Genomic DNA, 18,251 nt, shown 5'->3' with positions numbered 1-18,251 from the left:
AGGTCTCCCTAACAACGGCTCCCTCGGAAGCTACGCCGTCGGCGCAGTCGAAGCGATCCCCGGTCCGGTCGCCGGGAGACCGCTTCCCACCGCCCCCGCTATCGCCTCGTTCAGCTCTACCTGTCCCGTCGCGATCAGCCGGATGTAGCCGAGATACGGGACCCGGAGACGTGCCACTCCGTTCACCCACTCGGCCCTGACCGGCGGCGAGAGGCCGCTGGCCTGGTCGTAGGCGCCGTTGTTGTCGCCGAGGGTGATGTACCCGTCGTGCGGCGCCGGGCAGTTGGCGAGCGACCCGCAGTCGACGGCGTTGTGGTACTCCGCGTCGGCGCGGTCGTACCAGTTCTCGCCCTTGGTGACGTGGAACATCGCCCGGTGGATGATCGGCGCCCCGGTCCGGCCGGGCGGCGTGTATATCATCACCGACCCGTAGGACCCGAACGTCCGATAGTCGACCTTTTGGCCCACCTCGTGGGTGACGACGCCGACCCCGTTTTCGGCCACGTCCGGCGCGAGCCGGCCGGGCTCGGTGACGAAGACCAGGTCGCCGACCCGCATGTTCGGCTCCATGCTTCCGGACTCGACGGCGACCATCGGCGGCCACACGCCGCTGACGCCGAACAGCAGCAGTCCGACCAGGAGAACGACGGCGACGCTCGACAGCATCTCCCGGATCCACATCAGCGCGCCCTCCCGATCGTGCCGGAACCGGTGTACGAGCGACTCGTCCGCCGTCGGCTCTCCCGACTCGATTCCCGATTCTCCTCCCGCTCTCGACGCGCTCCGCTGCCCGGTCGCGGCCTCGCCCTGCCCGAGCGACCCGGGCTCGTCCCGAGAGTGAGCCTCAACCTCGGAATCGGAGGGCACGTCGTCCTCGCCGAAGGAGGTCGGACCGGCGGATTCGTCGGGAAGGCGGTCGTCCGACTCCCCGGGAAGCCGGTCTGCCGACTCGTCAGAAAACCGGTCGGCCGATTCGCCGGACGCTCCGTCGTCCGAGCCCTCGGACGCCGCCGCGGACTCCTCGTCCGTCCGCTCGTCTCGACCGGCCGACTCGTCGGAGTCCGTCGGCCGATCCCCTTCGTCCATTACGTCGGCTTTGGAGGGTTCCGTTCATAAGCTTCCGGGTCCCCGCGTTCCGGGAGCTCGGGCTCCCGCGCACCGACTTCCTTCGACGCCTCCGGAACGGTTTTGCCCGCGACCCCCCTTTCGGGTAGCGTGCCGCTGGAGTCGAACGCCCGGATCGCGAAGGCCCTCGCCGAGCGCGGCTACAACGCGGAGCGCGAGGCGGTGACCCTGCTCGCGGGCGCGACCGACCCGGCCGCCGCCGTCGCGGCCGCCGTCGACCGCGCCCCCGACGACGCCCTCCGGATCACCGCCGACCACGTCCGCGAGGCGATCGGTGACGCCGACAGATCGGACGCCTCTCCCGACGAAACGGGACAATCTCCAGTCGAAACGAAGGGGTCTACCGATCCAAACGCGGGGGCGACTGAGCCGGGCTCCGCGACCGCGGTCGACGGCTCCGATTCCCCCTCCGCCGGCCCGGGTTCCTCCTCCGCCGACCACGACCGTTCGTCCGCCGACCGGGACCGTTCGTCTACCGGTTCCGGGGCGTCTCGGGACCCGGAGCTACGCGACCTCGAAGTCGGCAACGACATGACCGGGCGCAGCACGGGGACCGGCGAGTACACGGACTTCGTCACGACGTTCCGCGACCGCTACGAGCGGCTCTCGAAGATCCTCCGCGGCCGCGTCAACCACCGGCCCGCGGAGGCGATCGCCGACATGCCGGGCGGCAGCGACGCCGCGATGATCGGCCTCGTCAACGACGTTCGCTCCACGAAGTCCGGCCACTGGCTGATCGAGTTGGAGGACACCACCGGGACCTTCCCCGCCCTCGTCATGAAGGACAAGGGCCTCGCCGACGTGGTCGACGAGATCCTCTTAGACGAGTGCGTCGCCGTCGAGGGGTCGCTCGCGGACGACGCCGGCATCCTCTTCGCCGACTCGCTCCACTTCCCGGACGTCCCTCGGACCCACCGCCCGGGCGGCGCGGACCGCCACGTCCAGGCCGCGCTGATCTCCGACGTCCACGTCGGCAGCGACGAGTTCATGGCCGACGCGTGGCACTCGTTCACCGACTGGCTCCACACCCCCGAGGCCGACCCCGTGGAGTACCTCCTCCTCGCGGGCGACATGGTCGAGGGGGTCGGCGTTTACCCCGATCAGGACGAGGAGCTGGACATCGTCGACATCTACGAGCAGTACGAGGCCTTCTCGGAGCACCTCAAGGAGGTGCCCGCCGACACCGAGGTCGTGATGATCCCCGGCAACCACGACGCGGTCCGGCTCGCCGAGCCGCAGCCGGGCTTCGACGACGAGATCCGGGACATCCTCGACGTCCACGACGCCCGGATCGTCTCGAACCCGGCCACCGTCTCGGTCGAGGGCGTGGAGGTCCTGATGTACCACGGCGTCTCGCTCGACGAGGTGATCGCGGAGCTGCCGGAGGAGAAGGCGAGCTACGACGAGCCGCACAAGGCGATGTACCACCTGTTGAAGAAGCGCCACGTCGCCCCGCAGTTCGGCGGTCACACCCGCGTCGCGCCCGAGGAGCGCGACTACCTCGTCATCGAGGACGTGCCCGACGTGTTCCACACCGGCCACGTCCACAAGCTCGGCTGGGGGAAGTACCACAACGTGCTCGCGGTCAACTCCGGCTGCTGGCAGGCCCAGACCGACTTCCAGAAGTCCGTCAACATCGACCCCGACGCCGGTTACGCCCCCATCCTCGACCTCGACACCCTCGACATGACGGTCCGGAAGTTCTCGTAGGTGGAGCCCTCGGACCGCGTTCCGGGTCTCCGGCGACCGCTAGCGTCCGATCTCGACCCGTCCGCTCGTCGCGTCGTTGAGCCGCTCGCGGAGCGCCTCGACCTCCTCGACCGGAACCCGGAGGTCGAACCGGACGCGCTCGCCGTAGTCGGCGTCGAACTCGACGCCCGCCGACTCGATCACGCCCCGGACCGTCCCCGAGTCGTCGTACTCGGTCTCGACGACGAGGGCGCGGTGCGGCCGCTCCTCGACCACGCCGGCGGCGTCGATACCGTCCTTCACCGCGCGCGAGTAGGCGCGCGCGAGCCCGCCGACCCCGAGGTTCGTCCCGCCGTAGTACCGCGTCACCACCGCGGCGACGTTCCGGACCTCGCGCTGCTGGAGCACGTTCAACGCGGGCTTGCCCGCCGATCCGGTCGGCTCGCCGTCGTCCGACGAGTACTCCCTGAGCATCGGCTCCGACCCCGGCGTCCGCTCGGACGGCTCGCCCGCGGGCACGCGGTACGCGGGCACGTTGTGGGTCGCGTCCGCGTACTCCTCGCGGACCGCCGCGACGAACGACTCGGCCGCCTCGACCGTGTCGACGGGCGCGACGTGGCCGAGGAACTCCGACCCTTGAACCTCGAACCGCGCGGTCGCGCGCTCGGCGACCGTCAGGTACGCGTCGCTCACGGCGGCCCCTCCCCCCCGTCCCCCGACGCCTCGTCCGGTGCCTCGTCCCGTCGCCGTTCGAGGGCGACGCTCGTCGGCGGCGCGAGGCGGTACAGCGCGAGGAAGGCGACGACCCCGACGACCTCCGCTATCGCCGCGACGACCGCCAGCGGCTCGGCCGCGAGCGCCGCGGAGGCGCCGGTCCCGTGCCACGCGAGGAACCCGCCGAGGAACGTCCCGAGCGTCCCCGCCCCGAGGGCGTACAGCCGACGGTACTCGCCCGCCCGGAGCGTCGCGACGGCGACCGCCGCGGCGAGCGCGCTCCCGGCGAGGAAGAGGTACGGGCGGGCGTCCGGGGGCGAGCCGAGCCGGGGCCACGCCCACAGCAGGTGGACCGCCGCCGCGACGGCCGCGGCCTGGACGGCGACGCCGCGGAGCAGGCGCTTCTTCGGGGTGTTCCGCCCGTCCGCGTCGGACCCGACGCCGAGTTCCGGCCCGCCGGTCGGGCCGCGGCCGTCGCTCATCGGACCACCGTCGGCTCGGCGGTCACTCCCACGGGTGGCTCCCGGGCGCGTCGGGCCACAGCGGGTACCAGTACGACTCGTCGTCCTCTAAGCCGAGCTCGCCGTCCAGGACGGACTGGAGCTTGAACTCGACCCGCTGGTTCCGGTCGTTCGTCCCCCGCGGCGCGAACGGGTAGTACGCGCCCCGGCGGAACGAGTAGATCCAGTAGACCGGACCGTCGTCGTTCTCGAAGCCGAAGACGGCCGCGAGCAGCCGCGACCCGAACCCCTCCTCGATGAACTGGTCGGCCGCGAAGTGGACGCTCGTCACCAGGTCCTCGGGGTCGTCGTCCTCCAGCACGAACCACTGGTAGCCGTGGTCGTCCTCGTACCGGTGGAAGCCGGTGCCGGTGTCGATCTCGCCGGCCTCCAAGATGGCCTCGACGGTCTCGACCGCCTCGTCGAAGCGCGTGCTGTCCATCCCGGAGAAGCACAGGGCGGCCTCGCCGCAGTGGTCGTAGCGGAGGTCCGCCTCCATCGTCATGTACGCGGTCGACATCCCGAAGAGGTCCTCGGGGTCCGCCTCGCGGGTCGCGTCGGTCTCGGCGCTCGTCCCGAGCACGGCCCGGATCGTGTCGAAGATGCCCATCTGCCCCGGCCTACGGGCGGCGGGGTTTAGGGCGTTTCTCTCGCCGGGTCCGCGCCTCTGTCGCCGCTTCCCGCCGAGTCGCTCCCCTGCCCTTCGCCCCCCTCCGACGAGTCACGCCTCGTCGCCGACGCGGTCGAGGTACGTTAACACGCCTCTCGCGTTCAGGCTCGCGTTCGCCCGCGCGCGCTCGCGGTTCCAGTAGTCGACGTCGCGGCTCGCCGACTCGAAGTGCTCGACGACCGCCTCGTCGTCGCCGAGTTCGGCGCGCTTCTCCCTGACGCGCTCGACCCACTCGACGTACGCTCGCTTCGCCTCGCCGATCAGGGCCTCGTCGCAGGTCCGCGGCCCGAAGTGACCGAAACAGACCGTCTCGGGGTCGATCTCCTCGATCAGCCGGATGTCGTCGAGGCACTGCTCGAAGTCGAACTGGGGCGGCGGCGTCGTCGGGGTCACCGCGTCGACCGCGAGGACGTAGATGCCGGCGGCGTCGGCGGCGAACACCACGTCCGCGTCGGGGTCGTGGTAGACCGCGTGGTGGGGGGCGTGCCCCGGCGCGTCGCGGACGACGAGCTCGCGGTCGCCGAGGTCGATCCGGTCGCCGTCGGCGACGCCCGCGATCCGCTCGTCCGGGACCGGCCGCGGCTCGGCGTAGTACTCCCACTGCTCCTCGACCGCCGACTTGGTGCCGGCGACGAGCGCGTCGGGGTCGACGAGGTGGCGGACGCCCTTCTCGGGCACCCGGACCTCGGCGTTCGGATAGCGCTCCGCGAGGTACCCGGCGCCGCCCGCGTGGTCGAGGTGGGCGTGGGTCGGGAGTATCCACGCGAGCTCCTCGCGGTCGATCCCGATCGCCTCTATGCTCTCGAACAGGGACTCCCGGTTCGCCCCCGTCCCCGTGTCTATCACGATCGGTCGCTCGGCGTCGTACACGTAAACGGCGCCGTACTCGTCGGTGTCGAACATCCCGGTGTCGTGGACGTACAGGTCCTCGACGCCGCGGACCGGTTCGAACTCGCCTGCGCGCATACCGGAGGAGGAACCCGGGGGCACTTCTAGCGATCGGTCCGGGGGCCGAGGCTTATGGTCGTTCCGCCCCAGGAGACGGTATGCGAGTGCTCGTCACCGGCGCGACCGGATTCGTCGGGAGCCGGCTCGTCCCGACGCTCCTCTCGCGCGGCCACGACGTGGTCGCGCTCGTCCGCGACGCCGACGGCTACGACGCGCCCGAGGGCGTCTCGGTCGTCGAGGGCGACCTCTTGGAACCGGAGACGCTCCCCGCGGCGTTCGAACTCGACGGCGAGGCGGTCGACGCCGCGTACTACCTCGTCCACTCGATGGACGGCGGCCCGGGGTACGAGGAGCGCGACCGGAACTGCGCGAGGAACTTCGTTGCGGCCGCGTCGGCCGCCGGGATCGACCGGATCGTCTACCTCGGCGGGCTCGGAGAAGACCGCGAGGAGCTCTCCGAGCACCTCCGGTCGCGCCGCGAGGTGGAGCGGATCCTCGCCGAGGGCGACCCGGCGCTCACGACGCTGCGCGCCGCGATCATCATCGGCGCCGGGAGCGCGAGCTTCGAGGTGGTGTCCGGGCTCGCTCGGCGACTCCCCGTGATGGTCACGCCGAAGTGGGTCGACACGCTGTGCCAGCCGATCGCGATCGGCGACGTGATCGCGTATCTGGCGGGGGTCCTCTCCGCCCCCGAGACCGCCGGCGAGACGTTCGAGATCGGAGGACCGGAAGTGCTGACATACGCCGAGATCCTCCGCCGGACCAGGCGCCAGCTCGGCCACTCCCTCCGGATCGTGCGGGTCCCGGTGTTGAGCCCCGGACTGTCAGCCCGGTGGCTCCGGCTCGTCACCGACGTGAACCCCTACCTCGCCCGGTCGCTGGTCGAGGGGCTCCGCAACACCGTGATCGTCGAGGACGACCGGATCCGGGAGCTGGTGCCCGTCGAGCGCACGCCCTTCGAGCTCGCGGTCGCCCGGGCGCTGACCGAGTCGCAGAACGCGGAGGCGTCGCCGCTGAGCGCGCTGCCCGGGGTCTCGCCGTGAGCCGCGAGTACGGGGAGACGTGGGTGTACGAGAGCCTCGTCGGCGGGATCCCGGGGCTCGACGTCTCGCGCACGCTGGCGGTCGCGCTCCAGTTCGCCATCTTCGAGGTCGGCGTGGTGGCGCTCGGCTGGTACTACGGGACCTGGGACGCCGTCGTCGCCGGGACGGTCGCGGTCGTCGTCGCGGCCGTCGGCAGCGTCGAGATGCACCGCCTCGGGGCGAAGAACCGGCTGCTCGGCACGCCGCCCGAGCACAAGCGTCTGCTGTTCGGGTCGAGCATCGAGATCGTGTTGGGCGTGCTGGCGTTCATCGCGCTGCTCACCTACCTGTTCGCGTGGGACGCGACCGGCGGGCCGACCCTCATCGACCGGCTGTTCGGGGACGACCCCCCGCTCCCCGTCGTCTACCTCACGCTGCTCGTCCTCTGGGACCTGACCTACCGGATCGGCACCTCGTGGTGGAGCGCGGTCGTGGCGCTGTGGCGCGCGGTCCACGTCGACCTCCCGGACGAGGAGCGGGCGACCGTCCGCCGGCTCGACGCCGAGAACATCGGCTTCTCGCTCGTCCAGCTGGCGCTCGTCCCGTTCCTGCTCACCGAGCCCGTGCTGCTCGGCGCGGTGGTCGGGCACGTCATCGCCGTCGCCGTCGTCTGCTCGCTCGCGATCTGGCTCACCTGAGCCGTCGCTCGCGGCGTCGCCACTCGGCGGTCGTCGTCGCCTACGGCTTCGTACTCGGCGGTTGAGAACGGAATCAGAAAACGCGGCGTCGCCGCGGCCGCGTCACTCGCCCTGAAGCTCTTCGAACTTGTCGAGGAGTGCCTCCGTCGAGTCGCCCGAGTCGTAGGTCAGGGAGCCGGAGTACTCGGGCCGCTCCGCGTCGAAGTCGGCGTCGACTTCGCTGGTCTTCTTCTCGCGACGCTCGTGTTCGGTCTCGTCATAGGCACCCATTGACATGGTACGACTACACTTGGCCGTTTCCTGTAATATACCTGTCGGTAAACGTATCAAAGACCGTGAACGTTCGGGGCCGGCCACCGGAATCGATTAACCGCGCGGCGTGATACCGAACGGGCGTGGCACAACCGCTCCGCTTCAGGCGCTCGCCCGGTCGGTGGACGGCGGACCGCGTCCGGTCGCAGCTCGCTCGCCCCCTCGACGAGAACCTCGGAGCGACCGCCGGCGACCCGTGGTTCGCCCCGCCGCCGGACTACGAGGCGCGTCGGTTCGACATGGACGACGGGTCGTTCGCGCTCTTCTGCTGGACCGACAGTGACTCGGACCCGCCGGCCGGCGCCGACGGCGGCTCGGTCGGGTACTGGCTGGGCAACACGGAGACCCCGAGCGAGCTCTGGCGGACGGACAAGTACGGGTTCGACGAGGCGCCATACCCGGTCTCCCGGTGGGCGCAGCGCGAGCTCCTCGCCGGGCTCCACGACGACGAGCCGTGGCTGGCCGACTACCCGCACGTCTCGTGGTACTTCCTGCCGGTGTTCTGCTCGAAGGACGGCGCGGAGACGAGCCGGGCGTTCTTCCGCGACCACGCCGCCGGGTTCCCGGACGCGACCCGCGAGGCGGGCACCGGCTTCGTCGAGGAGACCCTCCGGCCGGGGACGCTGGACGACTACCGCGAGGTCATGGCCGGGAAGCTCGGCACCTCCGCGTCGCGGGACCTCGTCCGCATGAGCGCGGCGATAGCCGAGTTCGCCGCGGCCCGGATCCTCTCCGACGCGGGGTACGAGATCACGCCGGAAATCGAGGTGACGACCGGGCACTCGCTCGACTTCCGCGCGACCGATCCCGAGACCGGCGCCGGTCACCTCGTCGAGGTCACGCGCCCGCAGCCGACCGCCGGCCGCTCCGCGAACGACCCCGTCGCGGCCGTCCGCGACACCGCCGAGACGAAGACCAGCGGCCAGCTCGCGGCCCACGCGGGCGGCGTCACGCTGTTCGTCGACTGCTCGTCGTTCCCCGCCGACGAGTGGGCCGCCGTGCGCGCGGCCGAGCCCGCGGTCCGTCACAAGCCCGCGGTCGTGTACCGCGCCGAGCCCGACGGGTCGATCGAGGGGTACCGGAAGGGTTCGGTCCCGCTCGACCTCTCCGGCGTCGTCGACGGCGTGTCGTAGTCGCGTCGCTCGTCGTCCACGGCACGTGGTAGTCGCGTCGCTCGTCGTCCACGGCGTACCGTAGCCGCGTCGCGGGTCGCGGCGTTCGGAATCTGCGGATCGGCGACGCTCCGCGGTCGGCTTTCGGAAAGAAGGGTATGGACTTCGCGCGGTTCGCCGCGTCAGAACGAGACTGGCGCGGGCCCGTCCTCCGCGTCGGTGGTCGGGTCGCGGTCCGAGTAGAACCGGCGACCGACGCCGCGGTGACAGACGCCGGCCCGGAGCGTGGTGAACACGTCTTCCGCGTCCTCGAACGTCTGGTCGCCGAACCGCTCCAAGACGTCGCCGAGCCGCTCGGACCCGTTCGCGAGCTCTACGGTCGCGTTGCCGTGAGCCGCGATGATCTCCTCAGAGGTGGTCGGGTACTGGTGCCGTTCGAGTCGGTCGTCGACGCCGTTCAAGCGCATCAACAGCTGAAAACCGCCGATGGTTCTTAATGATTGTCCATGTACAACCTTAGTCGGAGGGAATACCTTATACCTCCTTATATGCGAGTTCCGCGGCCGCGAACCGGACCGCCGTCGCTTAGTGCCGGGGCGGGCTATTCGCTCCCATGCCCTCAGAATCCGCCGATTCCGTCGATTCCGCCGGATCGACCGACTCCGCCGAACCGGCGGACTCCGCTGCCCAGGCCGACTCCGTCGACTCCGTCGTCGCCGACCTCCACGCGCACACGACCGTCTCGGACGGGACCCTGACGCTCGACGAGGTGCCCGCGGCCGCCCGCGAGGCCGGCGTCGACTGGGTCGCCGTCACCGACCACGACCGGATCCACCCCGAACTCGACGCGCCGGTCGTCGAACGCGACGGCGTCCGGGTCGTCAGGGGGATCGAACTCCGGGTCGACGCCGGCTTCGAGCGCCTCGACCTCCTCGGGTACGGCGTCGAACACACCGACGCGCTCGACGCGGAGGTCGAGCGCCTCCAGCGCGACCGCCGCGAGCGCGGCGCCGCCATCCTCGACGCGGTCGAGGACCGGCTCGGCGTCGACCTCGACGTGGCGCCCCGCGAGGGACTGGGGCGCCCGCACATCGCGCGGGCGATCGAGGAGTCCGACGCGCCCTACGACTACGCCGGCGCGTTCGACGAACTGATCGGGAACGACGGCCCCTGTTACGTCGCGCGTGAGGTGACCCCGCTCGACGATGGGCTGGACCTGCTCGCCGACGCCTGCGCGCTCGTCGGGCTCGCGCACCCGTTCCGGTACGAGCGCGTCGACGAGGCGCTCGGGGTCGCCCGCGACCGCGACGCGATCGGCGCGATCGAGCGCTTCTACCCGTACGGTCGCGCCGTCGACGACGAGCGGATCGACCGCGTCGCCGCCGAGGCCGGCCTGCTCAGAACCGGCGGCACGGACGCGCACGAGCGCACCCTCGGGGTCGCCGGGCTGACGGAATCGGCGTTCGAAGCCGTCCGCGAACGGCTCCCCGAACCGGTCCCCGTCCGGTCGTCCTCCGTCACGGCGCCCGACGAACAGGATTAAGCCCGCGCCGGCCGGAGAGGCGCGTATGCGGTGTCACTACTGCGACCGGGAGGCCACGTACGAGGCGGAGCAGCGCGGCGTGGTCGTCGGCCTCTGCGAGTCCCACTTCAAACAGCGCGTCGAGGAGCTCGCCGAGTCGGACGAGCTGGCCGAGCTCCGCGACCGGATCGACATCGAGTCCTCGGAGTAGCCGGACCGAGACGAACGGTAAAAGGCGGCGCGGGACCAACCGGTCGGCATGGACCTCACGGACCGGCCGCGGCGCCTCCGGACCGACGGCGTTCGCCCGCTCGTCGCCGAGACCGACCTCTCGGCGTCGGACCTCGTCGCGCCCGTCTTCGTCGACGCGACGACCGACGAGCGCGTGCCCATCGAGACGATGCCCGGCCACGAGCGCGTGCCCGTCGACGAGGCCGTCGACCGCGTCGCCGAGATCGGCGAGACCGGCGTCGAGGCCGTCATCCTCTTCGGCGTCCCCGAGTCGAAGGACGCGTCCGGGAGCCGGGCGTACGCCGACGACGGCGTCGTCCAGCGCGCGATCCGCCGGATCGCGGCCGAGACCGACGCCACCGTGATCGGCGACGTCTGCCTCTGTGAGTACACCGACCACGGCCACTGCGGGGTCATCGAGGAGACCGCCGAGTCGGACCCGACGCTCACCGTGAAGAACGACGAGACGCTCGACCTGCTCGCGCGCACCGCGGTCTCGCAGGCCGACGCGGGCGCGGACGTGGTCGCCCCCTCCGCGATGGCGGACGGGCAGGTGGGGGCGATCCGCGCGGCGCTCGACGAGGCGGGACACGAGGACGTGGCCATCCTGAGCTACGCCGCGAAGTACGAGTCCGCCTTCTACGGCCCCTTCCGCGACGCGGCCGACGGCGCGCCCGCGTTCGGCGACCGCCGGCACTACCAGATGGACCCCGCGAACCGCCGCGAGGCGCTCCGGGAAGCCCGTCTCGACGCCGAGCAGGGCGCGGACGTGCTGATGGTGAAGCCCGGCCTGCCGTACCTCGACGTCGTCGGGGACCTCCGGCGAGAGTTCAACCGCCCCATCGCCGCGTACAACGTCTCCGGCGAGTACGCGATGCTCCACGCCGCCGCGGAGAAGGGGTGGCTCGACCTGGAGGCGACCGCGCTGGAGTCGCTCACCGCGCTCAAGCGCGCGGGCGCGGACCTGATCATCACGTACTTCGCCGAGGACGTGGCCGATCACTTCTAAATAAAGCCGGAGGGGAGCAGACGCGCTTTCTCAAACATACTCCCCCGGCGCGCGCCTGCGAGCGGCCGCCCCCGGCGGCCGCGAGGAGCGCATGCGAGGGACGCGGTGAGTGAGGGGCGACCGGAGGGAGCCCCGAGCGAACCGCGAGGCTGGGGAGGGTGAGGCTGTGGTAGCTGTGCTGTGCGGGGCGGGACCTAAAGGGGCAGCCGCGAGGGCGAAGCACGGCGACGGAAGCACCGCAGACCGCGAACGGAGTGAGCGGTCGAGGAGCACACCGAGCCGCGCGAGCCGTCGCGGCTGGGGCTTTGGAGGTGGTCTCCCTCGACACACAGCAACCTCTCGGATCTCGAACCGGCTACACCACCTGTTCGCCGTCGTCGTCGTACACTTCGATGGCGTCGACCGGGCACGAGCGCGCCGCGAACTTCGCGTCGAGCTCCTCCCCGTCGGGCACCTCGACGACGAACAGGTCTTCGTCCTCTTCCTCGCTCCCTTCTAAATCGGCCTTCCCGTCGTTCAGGTTCTTCTCGAAGGCGTCCCACTCGGCGACGCACTGGTACATCCCGACGCAGGTGTCGCGGTCGAACTCGACGTACATGATCACCGGTTCGGCGAGCCGATACAAAGCCGTGGCGACGAGACGAGTGAGAGTCCGGTCGATTTGGACCCGCCGACAGGTCACCGGAGAACCCCCCAAAGCACCGGCCGGGAGGCGGGCACACGCTCGCTGCGCTCCTCAGTCGCTCGTTCCACTCGCTCCCTGCGGTGCTTGCGTCGTCTGTGCCCGCCTCTCGACCGCCCCTTTGGATCCCACCCCGCACCGCGACCGCACCTCACCCCTCCCCAGCCTCGTCGCTGGCTCCCGGAGCGTAGCGGAGGGTGCCAGCGACTCCCTCGCGCGTGCGACTCACGCCCGGAGGGCGTTCGTCGGCACGCGCCGACCGGATTCGGTCGGTCGATCAAAAAGAGGGTACTACCGACCTCGCCGCGCGCCGACCGTCCTTCTTAAGCCTCGCAGGGACGGATCCCCGCGCATGCCCACCGTCTGGCTCGTCGACCGGCAGTTCGACTCGAAGGGACTCGTGAGGCTCACCTACGCCACCGAGGACGGCGAGCGCGTCCACACGAAGGAGCTGGCCGAACAGCGGCTCGTCACGGGCGACGGGATCACCGCCGGCCGCGAGGTCGACGAGAGCGCGCTGGGCGAGACGCCCGAAGAGGAGGTCGAGCGGTTCGCGACCGAGGCGTCGAAGATGGCGGCCGACCACGACCTCGACGACCGGGTCTGATCCCGCTCTCCGCACCTCACCGCGCTCGACCGCGCAACGCCGCCCCACACAACCGAGTCCGTTAAGAGGGAACCGGCGGAACGTGTGACCGAAATGCCCAGTGGTGAGTACGACCCCGACGCCGTCGAACCGCGCTGGCAGCGGCGCTGGGTCGACGAGGAGACGTACGCCTACTCCGACGACGACCCGGTCGATCCGAACACCGTCTTCTCCATCGACACGCCCCCGCCGACGGTATCGGGGAGCCTCCACATGGGCCACCTGTACGGGTTCACCCTCCAGGACTTCGTCGCGCGCTTCGAGCGCATGAACGGCGGCGAGACGTTCTTCCCGTTCGGCTACGACGACAACGGGATCGCCTCCGAGCGGCTCACCGAGGACGAGCTCGAGATCCGCCACCAGGAGTTCGAGCGGCGCGAGTTCCAGGCGAAGTGCCGGGAGGTCTGTGCCGACTACGAGCAGCAGTTCACCGAGAACGTCCAGTCGCTCGGGGTGTCGGTGGACTGGAACCACACGTACCAGACCATCGAGCCGCGCGTCCAGCGCGTCTCCCAGCTCTCGTTCGTCGACCTCTACGAGCAGGGCCGCGAGTACCGCGAGAAGGCGCCCGCGATCTGGTGCCCCGAGTGCGAGACCGCCATCTCGCAGGTCGAGACCGAGGACGACGAGCAGGGCAGCCACTTCAACGACATCGCCTTCGCCGTCGCGGGCGGCGACGGCGAGACCTTCACCATCTCGACGACGCGGCCCGAGCTCCTTCCCGCCTGCGTCGCCGTCTTCGTCCACCCGGACGACGACGAGAACCAGCACCTCGTCGGCGAGTCCGCCGAGGTCCCGCTGTTCGGCCACGAGGTGCCGATCATCGCCGACGAGCGCGTCGACATGGAGACGGGCTCCGGCATCGTGATGTGCTGTACGTTCGGCGACCAGAACGACATCGAGTGGTACCAGGTCCACGACCTGGACCTGCGCGTCGCAATCGACGAGTCCGGGCACATGACCGACGTCGCGGAGGAGTACGAGGGGCTCCACGCCGACGAGGCCGGCGAGGCCATCGTCGAGGACCTCGACGAGGCGGGCGCGCTGCTCGACCGCCGCGACATCACCCACACGGTCAACGTCCACGAGCGCTGCGGGACGAGCGTCGAGTTCCTCGTCACCGAGCAGTGGTACATCGAGATGCTCGACAAGACCGACGAGTACCTCGAGGTCGGCCGGGAGATGGACTGGTCGCCCGAGAAGATGTTCACCCGGTACGAACACTGGGTCGAGGGGCTCCAGTGGGACTGGCTCATCTCCCGCCAGCGCTCGTCGGGCATCCCGTTCCCGGTGTGGTACTGCGCCGACTGCGGCGAGGCGGTCATCGCCGACAAGGCCGACCTGCCGGTCGACCCGCTCTCCGACGACCCGCCCGCCGACGCCTGTCCCGAGTGCGGGCACGACGAGTTCGAGCCCGAGGACGACGTGCTCGACACGTGGGCCACCTCCAGCCTGACGCCGCTCATCAACGCCGGCTGGGACTGGGACGAGGCGGCCGGGGAGTTCACGATGGAGCGCCCGGAGCTGTATCAGTTCGACCTCCGGCCGCAGGGCCACGACATCATCAGCTTCTGGCTGTTCCACACGATCGTCAAGTGCTACGAGCACACCGGCGAGGTCCCGTTCGAGGAGACGATGATCAACGGTCACGTGCTCGACGAGAACCGCGAGAAGATGTCGAAGTCGGTCGGCAACGTCGTCGAGCCCGAGGCCGTGCTGGAGGAGTTCCCGGTCGACGCCACGCGCTACTGGGCGGCCGGCACCGCCGTCGGCGACGACTTCCCCTTCAAAGAGAAGGACCTCCGCGCGGGCGAGAAGCTGATCCGGAAGCTGTGGAACGCCTCGAAGCTCGTCGAGTCGCTCGCGCCGGAGCCGTTCCCGGCCGAGCCGGACGACGGGCTCCGCGAGCTCGACCGCTGGCTGCTCGCCGAGCTCGACGCCGAGGTCGAGCGGCTCACCGACCTCCTCGACGACCGCGCGTTCTCGAAGGCGCGCGACGAGCTCCGGAGCTTCTTCTGGAACACGTTCTGCGACGACTACCTCGAGATCGCGAAACAGCGCGAGGACGCCGCGGCCGCGTACACGCTCCGCGCCGCGCACCGCCGGTTCCTGAAGCTGTTCGCGCCCCTCCTCGCGCACGTCACCGAGGAGCTGTGGCACGACATGTACGCCGGCGACGCGGCGGCGGCCGGGCTCGCGGACGGCGCGACCGACTCGGTTCACCTCACCGACTGGCCCGAGCCGCTGGGGATCGAGGCCGACCGCGACGCCGGGACCGCCGCGACCGCGGTCGTCGGCGCGCTCCGCAAGTACAAGAGCGAGAACCAGCTCCCCCTCACCGCCGCGCTCGACGCGGTGGAGGTGTACGCCGACGTGCGCGGGTTCGAGGACGACATCACCGGCGTGATGCACGTCGACGACCTCGCGGTCCACCCGGACGGCGACGCGCCCGTCGAGACGGTGATCACGGGGATCGACCTCGACTACGCCACCGTCGGCCCGAAGTACGGCGACCAGGTCGGCGACATCGAGGCCGCCCTGGCTCAGGAGGAGTACGAACTCGACGGCGACGAGCTTCACGTCGCCGGCGTCACGCTCGTCGGCGACGAGTTCACGGTCGAGGAAGAACGTCAGTATCAGGACGAGGGCGAGCTGCTCCAGGCGGACGGCGTCGTCGTCATCGTTCGCAACGACGCGTAACCGCGCCTCTCCCTCTCGTATTCGACTCGATTACAGATCGGCGCCGACGGCGTCTCCGACCGAGTCGAACCCGTCCCGTTCGAGCAGTTCGAGCAGCCCTTCGTTGATATCGCGTGCGAGCCCCGGCCCCTCGTAGACGAGCCCGGTGTACAGCTGGACGAGCGAGGCGCCCGCCCGTATCTTCTCGTAGGCGCCCGCGGCGTCCGAGACCCCGCCCACGCCGATCACGGGCACGTCGGTGCGCTCCGCGACGAACCGCACCCGCTCCGTCGCGAGCGACTCGATCGGCTTCCCCGAGAGGCCGCCGCGTTCGGCCCGGTTGTGGCTCCGCAGCGAGTCCGGCCGCGACGTCGTCGTGTTGGTCGCGATGACGCCGTCGAGGTCGAGGTCGTCGACGACGCCGAGCGCGTCCTCGACCGCCGGCTCCGGGAGGTCCGGGGAGAGCTTCACGAGGAGCGGGTCCGCGCCGGCGTCGTCGAGGGTCCCGAGGATGCGCTCTAAGGCCTCGCGGTTCTGGAGTTCGCGGAGCCCCGGCGTGTTCGGGCTGGAGACGTTGACGACGAAGTAGTCGCCCGCGTCCGCGACGCGCTCGTACGTGTAGCGGTAGTCGTCGGGGGCCTCGGCCAGCGGCGTCGACTTCGACTTCCCGATGTTGATCCCGACCGGCACGTCCGGGAGCGGGTCGCGGTCGAGGCGCTCCCCGACGCGGTCGGCGCCCTCGTTGTTGAACCCCATCCGGTTGACGAGCGCCTCGTCCGCCTTCAGTCGGAACAGTCGCGGTCGCGGGTTCCCGGGCTGCCGCTCGGCGGTCACGCCGCCGACCTCCACGTGGCCGAATCCGAGCGACGCCAGCGCTCGCGGGACGTGCGCGTTCTTGTCGAACCCGGCCGCGACGCCCACCGGGTTCGGGAACGACGACCCGAACGCGTCGACCGCGAGCCGCTCGTCGTCGACCGCGTACCGCTCGGCGAGCGCGGCGGCGACCGGCGTCCCCTGGACGCCGCCGAGCAGTCGATGCACCAGTCCGTGTGCGGTCTCGGGTGGAAGCCGGAACAGCGCCGGCTTCAACAGGTCGTACGCGCCCATCGTCTGGGCCTCGTCACGAGCGACAATCAATCCGCCGACCGCGGTCCGCGTCGCGGCCGCTCGCGGGCATCGATCCGGTGAAACCCCGCGGTCCGTCTCAGAAGTCGTGTTCCAGCTGCTCGGGGTTGGCGTCCGCTTTCTGGATGATTATCTTCCCGTCTCGGACCCGGACGAACACCTCGTCGCCGATCTCCATGCCGGCGACGGCGAGTTCGTCCTCGTGGAGGTTCACGTGGACGTTGTGGTACTCCCCCTCGTCGTCCTTGGCGCCACTGGGGCTGAGCTTCTTTTTACGGACCATCGCGGGTGTGTTGTCGCATGTCGCCATAGCAGACACATAAGTGTTGTTTACCCGCAGTCGGCAGGAGTCCCAGACTGCGCGCGTGCGTCGACGTGACCCGGAACGGACATTGAGGCGCTGTCCGCGCTCTGCGGGGTGACCCGAGCCGTCACGCGGGCCGCGAATCGACGGCCGGCCGGAGCGAACGCCTCATCGCGAACTGGTGTCCGCCTCCCGTCTCGCGTCGCAGAGAGCGAAAACCGCAACCAGCGACCGGGATAGTATATAAAAATTGTGGCGTACAGCTTTCATTTCCCCGATATATTTATTACAGACTGTGTGCTGGTGTCACACGGAGGCAAAACCATGGTACGTGAAGACGGTAAGCGAAACTTTGCCCTTCGGGAAGAAGACGGATCGGAACCGAGCGAGTTCTCGGGCAACATGCCGCGTCAGGCGGCGCTGAAGGCAGCTCGGACGCTCGACCCGGCGCCCTCGGAGGAGGAGGCCGAGCGAACGACGCTCCGCCTCCGCGAGAAGGGGACGCAGAAGGTCCACGAGTACGAGGGCTGGGCGTGGAAGGACGGCGCCCCGGAGGTGGACGACGCCGACGACGACTTCTGGCTCAACGACCTCGACAACATCACCAAAGCCAACGTCTCGAAGCAGGGCATCGAGTACCTCGACGAGGAGTAGTTCCCCGGGCACTCCGATCCCGATCTCTCGTTTTAGCCGCCGGTCGACCGGAACGCTTCGGGCATGATCACCGTTGCGCCGCAGAGTGACCGCCCCGAACAGTCGCGTCGCCGGTTCGATCGGATCCGGTCAGTTCCCTTCTCTCGGCATGAAACCGCATGACGTGGCGCCGATGGTTCGACGGGGTTAAGTACAACCCGGGCATTCGAAGAAATGCGAAGAACGCATCGCGGACTCGGGCCGTTCAATCCGGCCCGGTTTCGCAGGACCCGTACCGTTCCGATGGGTTTATCACCCGTCGTCCGGTACGTTCAGGTCCGCGAAGGATGAGGATCACGCCCCCTGCGCTCCGGCGTAAGCGGTGATCTGATGTGAGCCGTGGTCGTTCGGTGCCATCCAAGCCGTTGGCTGGCCCGGACACCACACAGACCAATGCAATGGTGTGTCAACACTATGTTGACACCCGCCAACACCCCCTTCGGGCCGGGAATCAGGCTCGAAGGACATACATTCCGGTTGATCCTGCCGGAGGCCATTGCTATTGGGATCCGATTTAGCCATGCTAGTCGCACGAGTTCAGACTCGTGGCGAATAGCTCAGTAACACGTG

General features: G+C 70.0%; 20 protein-coding genes and 1 rRNA gene. 11 read left to right on the top strand and 10 right to left on the bottom strand.

Annotated elements, in window-relative coordinates; translation table 11 throughout:
• Positions 1-30: 30 nt before the first annotated feature.
• On the bottom strand, positions 31-1,086 hold the full coding sequence (locus tag DVK06_RS07505; protein WP_121599856.1) for a S26 family signal peptidase: 1,056 nt from the start codon (positions 1,084-1,086) through the stop codon (positions 31-33).
• A 129-nt stretch (positions 1,087-1,215) separates the two neighbouring features.
• Here DVK06_RS07505 and DVK06_RS07500 point away from each other — a divergent pair, with 129 nt between their 5' ends.
• On the top strand, positions 1,216-2,835 hold the full coding sequence (locus tag DVK06_RS07500) for a DNA-directed DNA polymerase II small subunit (protein WP_121599855.1): 1,620 nt from the start codon (positions 1,216-1,218) through the stop codon (positions 2,833-2,835).
• Between the two features lie 39 nt (positions 2,836-2,874).
• On the opposite strand, the gene DVK06_RS07495 is transcribed toward DVK06_RS07500, so the two are convergent.
• The 4 genes from DVK06_RS07495 to DVK06_RS07480 form a co-directional block, all read right to left on the bottom strand.
• A complete protein-coding gene (locus DVK06_RS07495) occupies positions 2,875-3,507 on the bottom strand; it encodes a YigZ family protein (RefSeq protein WP_121599854.1) in 633 nt (210 codons plus the stop codon).
• The gene (locus DVK06_RS07490) at positions 3,504-4,010 is read right to left on the bottom strand and encodes a hypothetical protein (RefSeq protein WP_121599853.1); all 507 of its coding nucleotides are present in this window, start codon (positions 4,008-4,010) and stop codon (positions 3,504-3,506) included. The genes DVK06_RS07495 and DVK06_RS07490 overlap by 4 nt, the downstream gene beginning before the upstream one ends.
• 22 nt (positions 4,011-4,032) lie before the next feature.
• Positions 4,033-4,638 (bottom strand): hypothetical protein, encoded by a 606-nt coding sequence (locus DVK06_RS07485; RefSeq protein ID WP_053770255.1) that lies wholly within the window; start codon positions 4,636-4,638, stop codon positions 4,033-4,035.
• 111 nt (positions 4,639-4,749) lie between these two features.
• The gene (locus DVK06_RS07480) at positions 4,750-5,664 is read right to left on the bottom strand and encodes an MBL fold metallo-hydrolase (RefSeq protein ID WP_121599852.1); all 915 of its coding nucleotides are present in this window, start codon (positions 5,662-5,664) and stop codon (positions 4,750-4,752) included.
• An 80-nt stretch (positions 5,665-5,744) separates the two neighbouring features.
• Here DVK06_RS07480 and DVK06_RS07475 point away from each other — a divergent pair, with 80 nt between their 5' ends.
• Both DVK06_RS07475 and DVK06_RS07470 read left to right on the top strand, forming a co-directional pair.
• Complete coding sequence (locus DVK06_RS07475) at positions 5,745-6,689, top strand: NAD(P)H-binding protein (RefSeq protein ID WP_121599851.1); 945 nt, start codon at positions 5,745-5,747, stop codon at positions 6,687-6,689.
• Complete coding sequence (locus DVK06_RS07470) at positions 6,686-7,366, top strand: hypothetical protein (protein ID WP_053770252.1); 681 nt, start codon at positions 6,686-6,688, stop codon at positions 7,364-7,366. Before DVK06_RS07475 ends, DVK06_RS07470 begins: the two co-directional genes overlap by 4 nt.
• A 102-nt stretch (positions 7,367-7,468) precedes the next feature.
• On the opposite strand, the gene DVK06_RS18640 is transcribed toward DVK06_RS07470, so the two are convergent.
• Positions 7,469-7,636: a DUF5786 family protein gene (locus tag DVK06_RS18640; protein WP_233561650.1), complete on the bottom strand. Its 168-nt coding sequence runs from the start codon at positions 7,634-7,636 to the stop codon at positions 7,469-7,471.
• Between the two features lie 125 nt (positions 7,637-7,761).
• On the opposite strand from DVK06_RS18640, the gene DVK06_RS07465 reads away from it, so the two are divergent.
• The gene (locus DVK06_RS07465; RefSeq protein WP_121599850.1) at positions 7,762-8,811 is read left to right on the top strand and encodes a DUF5784 family protein; all 1,050 of its coding nucleotides are present in this window, start codon (positions 7,762-7,764) and stop codon (positions 8,809-8,811) included.
• Between the two features lie 161 nt (positions 8,812-8,972).
• On the opposite strand, the gene DVK06_RS07460 is transcribed toward DVK06_RS07465, so the two are convergent.
• Positions 8,973-9,257, bottom strand: a complete 285-nt coding sequence (locus tag DVK06_RS07460) for a hypothetical protein (protein ID WP_053770250.1) — start codon at positions 9,255-9,257, stop codon at positions 8,973-8,975.
• A gap of 146 nt (positions 9,258-9,403) precedes the next feature.
• On the opposite strand from DVK06_RS07460, the gene DVK06_RS07455 reads away from it, so the two are divergent.
• The 3 genes from DVK06_RS07455 to hemB are packed head-to-tail and all read left to right on the top strand — an operon-like array spanning position 9,404 to position 11,552.
• The gene (locus DVK06_RS07455) at positions 9,404-10,333 is read left to right on the top strand and encodes a PHP domain-containing protein (RefSeq protein ID WP_121599849.1); all 930 of its coding nucleotides are present in this window, start codon (positions 9,404-9,406) and stop codon (positions 10,331-10,333) included.
• A 25-nt stretch (positions 10,334-10,358) separates the two neighbouring features.
• The gene (locus DVK06_RS18925; protein ID WP_006114727.1) at positions 10,359-10,523 is read left to right on the top strand and encodes a DUF6757 family protein; all 165 of its coding nucleotides are present in this window, start codon (positions 10,359-10,361) and stop codon (positions 10,521-10,523) included.
• Positions 10,524-10,571: 48 nt separating this feature from the next.
• Complete coding sequence (hemB, locus tag DVK06_RS07450) at positions 10,572-11,552, top strand: porphobilinogen synthase (protein ID WP_121599848.1); 981 nt, start codon at positions 10,572-10,574, stop codon at positions 11,550-11,552.
• Positions 11,553-11,907: 355 nt separating this feature from the next.
• Here hemB and DVK06_RS07445 read toward each other — a convergent pair whose 3' ends face one another.
• Positions 11,908-12,150: a ferredoxin gene (locus DVK06_RS07445; protein ID WP_121599847.1), complete on the bottom strand. Its 243-nt coding sequence runs from the start codon at positions 12,148-12,150 to the stop codon at positions 11,908-11,910.
• A gap of 436 nt (positions 12,151-12,586) precedes the next feature.
• Here DVK06_RS07445 and DVK06_RS07440 point away from each other — a divergent pair, with 436 nt between their 5' ends.
• Both DVK06_RS07440 and DVK06_RS07435 read left to right on the top strand, forming a co-directional pair.
• Positions 12,587-12,841, top strand: coding sequence for a hypothetical protein (locus tag DVK06_RS07440; RefSeq protein ID WP_053770246.1), 255 nt, complete (start codon positions 12,587-12,589; stop codon positions 12,839-12,841).
• A 93-nt stretch (positions 12,842-12,934) separates the two neighbouring features.
• Positions 12,935-15,580, top strand: coding sequence for a valine--tRNA ligase (locus tag DVK06_RS07435; protein WP_121599846.1), 2,646 nt, complete (start codon positions 12,935-12,937; stop codon positions 15,578-15,580).
• 30 nt (positions 15,581-15,610) lie between these two features.
• Here DVK06_RS07435 and DVK06_RS07430 read toward each other — a convergent pair whose 3' ends face one another.
• Both DVK06_RS07430 and DVK06_RS07425 read right to left on the bottom strand, forming a co-directional pair.
• Positions 15,611-16,666: a quinone-dependent dihydroorotate dehydrogenase gene (locus DVK06_RS07430; protein WP_121599845.1), complete on the bottom strand. Its 1,056-nt coding sequence runs from the start codon at positions 16,664-16,666 to the stop codon at positions 15,611-15,613.
• A gap of 97 nt (positions 16,667-16,763) precedes the next feature.
• Positions 16,764-16,967, bottom strand: a complete 204-nt coding sequence (locus DVK06_RS07425; protein WP_049931938.1) for a hypothetical protein — start codon at positions 16,965-16,967, stop codon at positions 16,764-16,766.
• 345 nt (positions 16,968-17,312) lie between these two features.
• On the opposite strand from DVK06_RS07425, the gene DVK06_RS07420 reads away from it, so the two are divergent.
• Entirely contained in the window at positions 17,313-17,642 is a 330-nt protein-coding gene (locus DVK06_RS07420; protein WP_053770243.1) for a non-histone chromosomal MC1 family protein, read from the top strand.
• A 509-nt stretch (positions 17,643-18,151) separates the two neighbouring features.
• Positions 18,152-18,251: ribosomal RNA gene (locus DVK06_RS07410) — 16S ribosomal RNA — on the top strand; the annotation flags it as partial.

Origin of the sequence: Halorubrum sp. Atlit-28R, from assembly GCF_003665955.1 — an archaeon.
GTDB lineage: Archaea > Halobacteriota > Halobacteria > Halobacteriales > Haloferacaceae > Halorubrum > Halorubrum tropicale.
The sequence above is the reverse complement of the archived record's forward strand: the minus strand, read 5'-3'. Positions and strand labels throughout refer to the sequence as shown.

Excerpts from the sequence above, each read along its gene's own strand:
- DVK06_RS07505 (WP_121599856.1), bottom strand. The coding sequence starts at position 1,086 with ATGGACGAAGGGGATCGGCCGACGGACTCCGACGAGTCGGCCGGTCGA.
- DVK06_RS07490 (WP_121599853.1), bottom strand. The coding sequence starts at position 4,010 with ATGAGCGACGGCCGCGGCCCGACCGGCGGGCCGGAACTCGGCGTCGGG.
- DVK06_RS07485 (WP_053770255.1), bottom strand. The coding sequence starts at position 4,638 with ATGGGCATCTTCGACACGATCCGGGCCGTGCTCGGGACGAGCGCCGAG.
- DVK06_RS07480 (WP_121599852.1), bottom strand. The coding sequence starts at position 5,664 with ATGCGCGCAGGCGAGTTCGAACCGGTCCGCGGCGTCGAGGACCTGTAC.
- DVK06_RS07475 (WP_121599851.1), top strand. The coding sequence starts at position 5,745 with ATGCGAGTGCTCGTCACCGGCGCGACCGGATTCGTCGGGAGCCGGCTC.
- DVK06_RS18640 (WP_233561650.1), bottom strand. The coding sequence starts at position 7,636 with ATGGGTGCCTATGACGAGACCGAACACGAGCGTCGCGAGAAGAAGACC.
- DVK06_RS07460 (WP_053770250.1), bottom strand. The coding sequence starts at position 9,257 with ATGCGCTTGAACGGCGTCGACGACCGACTCGAACGGCACCAGTACCCG.
- DVK06_RS07455 (WP_121599849.1), top strand. The coding sequence starts at position 9,404 with ATGCCCTCAGAATCCGCCGATTCCGTCGATTCCGCCGGATCGACCGAC.
- DVK06_RS18925 (WP_006114727.1), top strand. The coding sequence starts at position 10,359 with ATGCGGTGTCACTACTGCGACCGGGAGGCCACGTACGAGGCGGAGCAG.
- hemB (WP_121599848.1), top strand. The coding sequence starts at position 10,572 with ATGGACCTCACGGACCGGCCGCGGCGCCTCCGGACCGACGGCGTTCGC.
- DVK06_RS07445 (WP_121599847.1), bottom strand. The coding sequence starts at position 12,150 with ATGTACGTCGAGTTCGACCGCGACACCTGCGTCGGGATGTACCAGTGC.
- DVK06_RS07440 (WP_053770246.1), top strand. The coding sequence starts at position 12,587 with ATGCCCACCGTCTGGCTCGTCGACCGGCAGTTCGACTCGAAGGGACTC.
- DVK06_RS07435 (WP_121599846.1), top strand. The coding sequence starts at position 12,935 with ATGCCCAGTGGTGAGTACGACCCCGACGCCGTCGAACCGCGCTGGCAG.
- DVK06_RS07430 (WP_121599845.1), bottom strand. The coding sequence starts at position 16,666 with ATGGGCGCGTACGACCTGTTGAAGCCGGCGCTGTTCCGGCTTCCACCC.
- DVK06_RS07425 (WP_049931938.1), bottom strand. The coding sequence starts at position 16,967 with ATGGTCCGTAAAAAGAAGCTCAGCCCCAGTGGCGCCAAGGACGACGAG.
- DVK06_RS07420 (WP_053770243.1), top strand. The coding sequence starts at position 17,313 with ATGGTACGTGAAGACGGTAAGCGAAACTTTGCCCTTCGGGAAGAAGAC.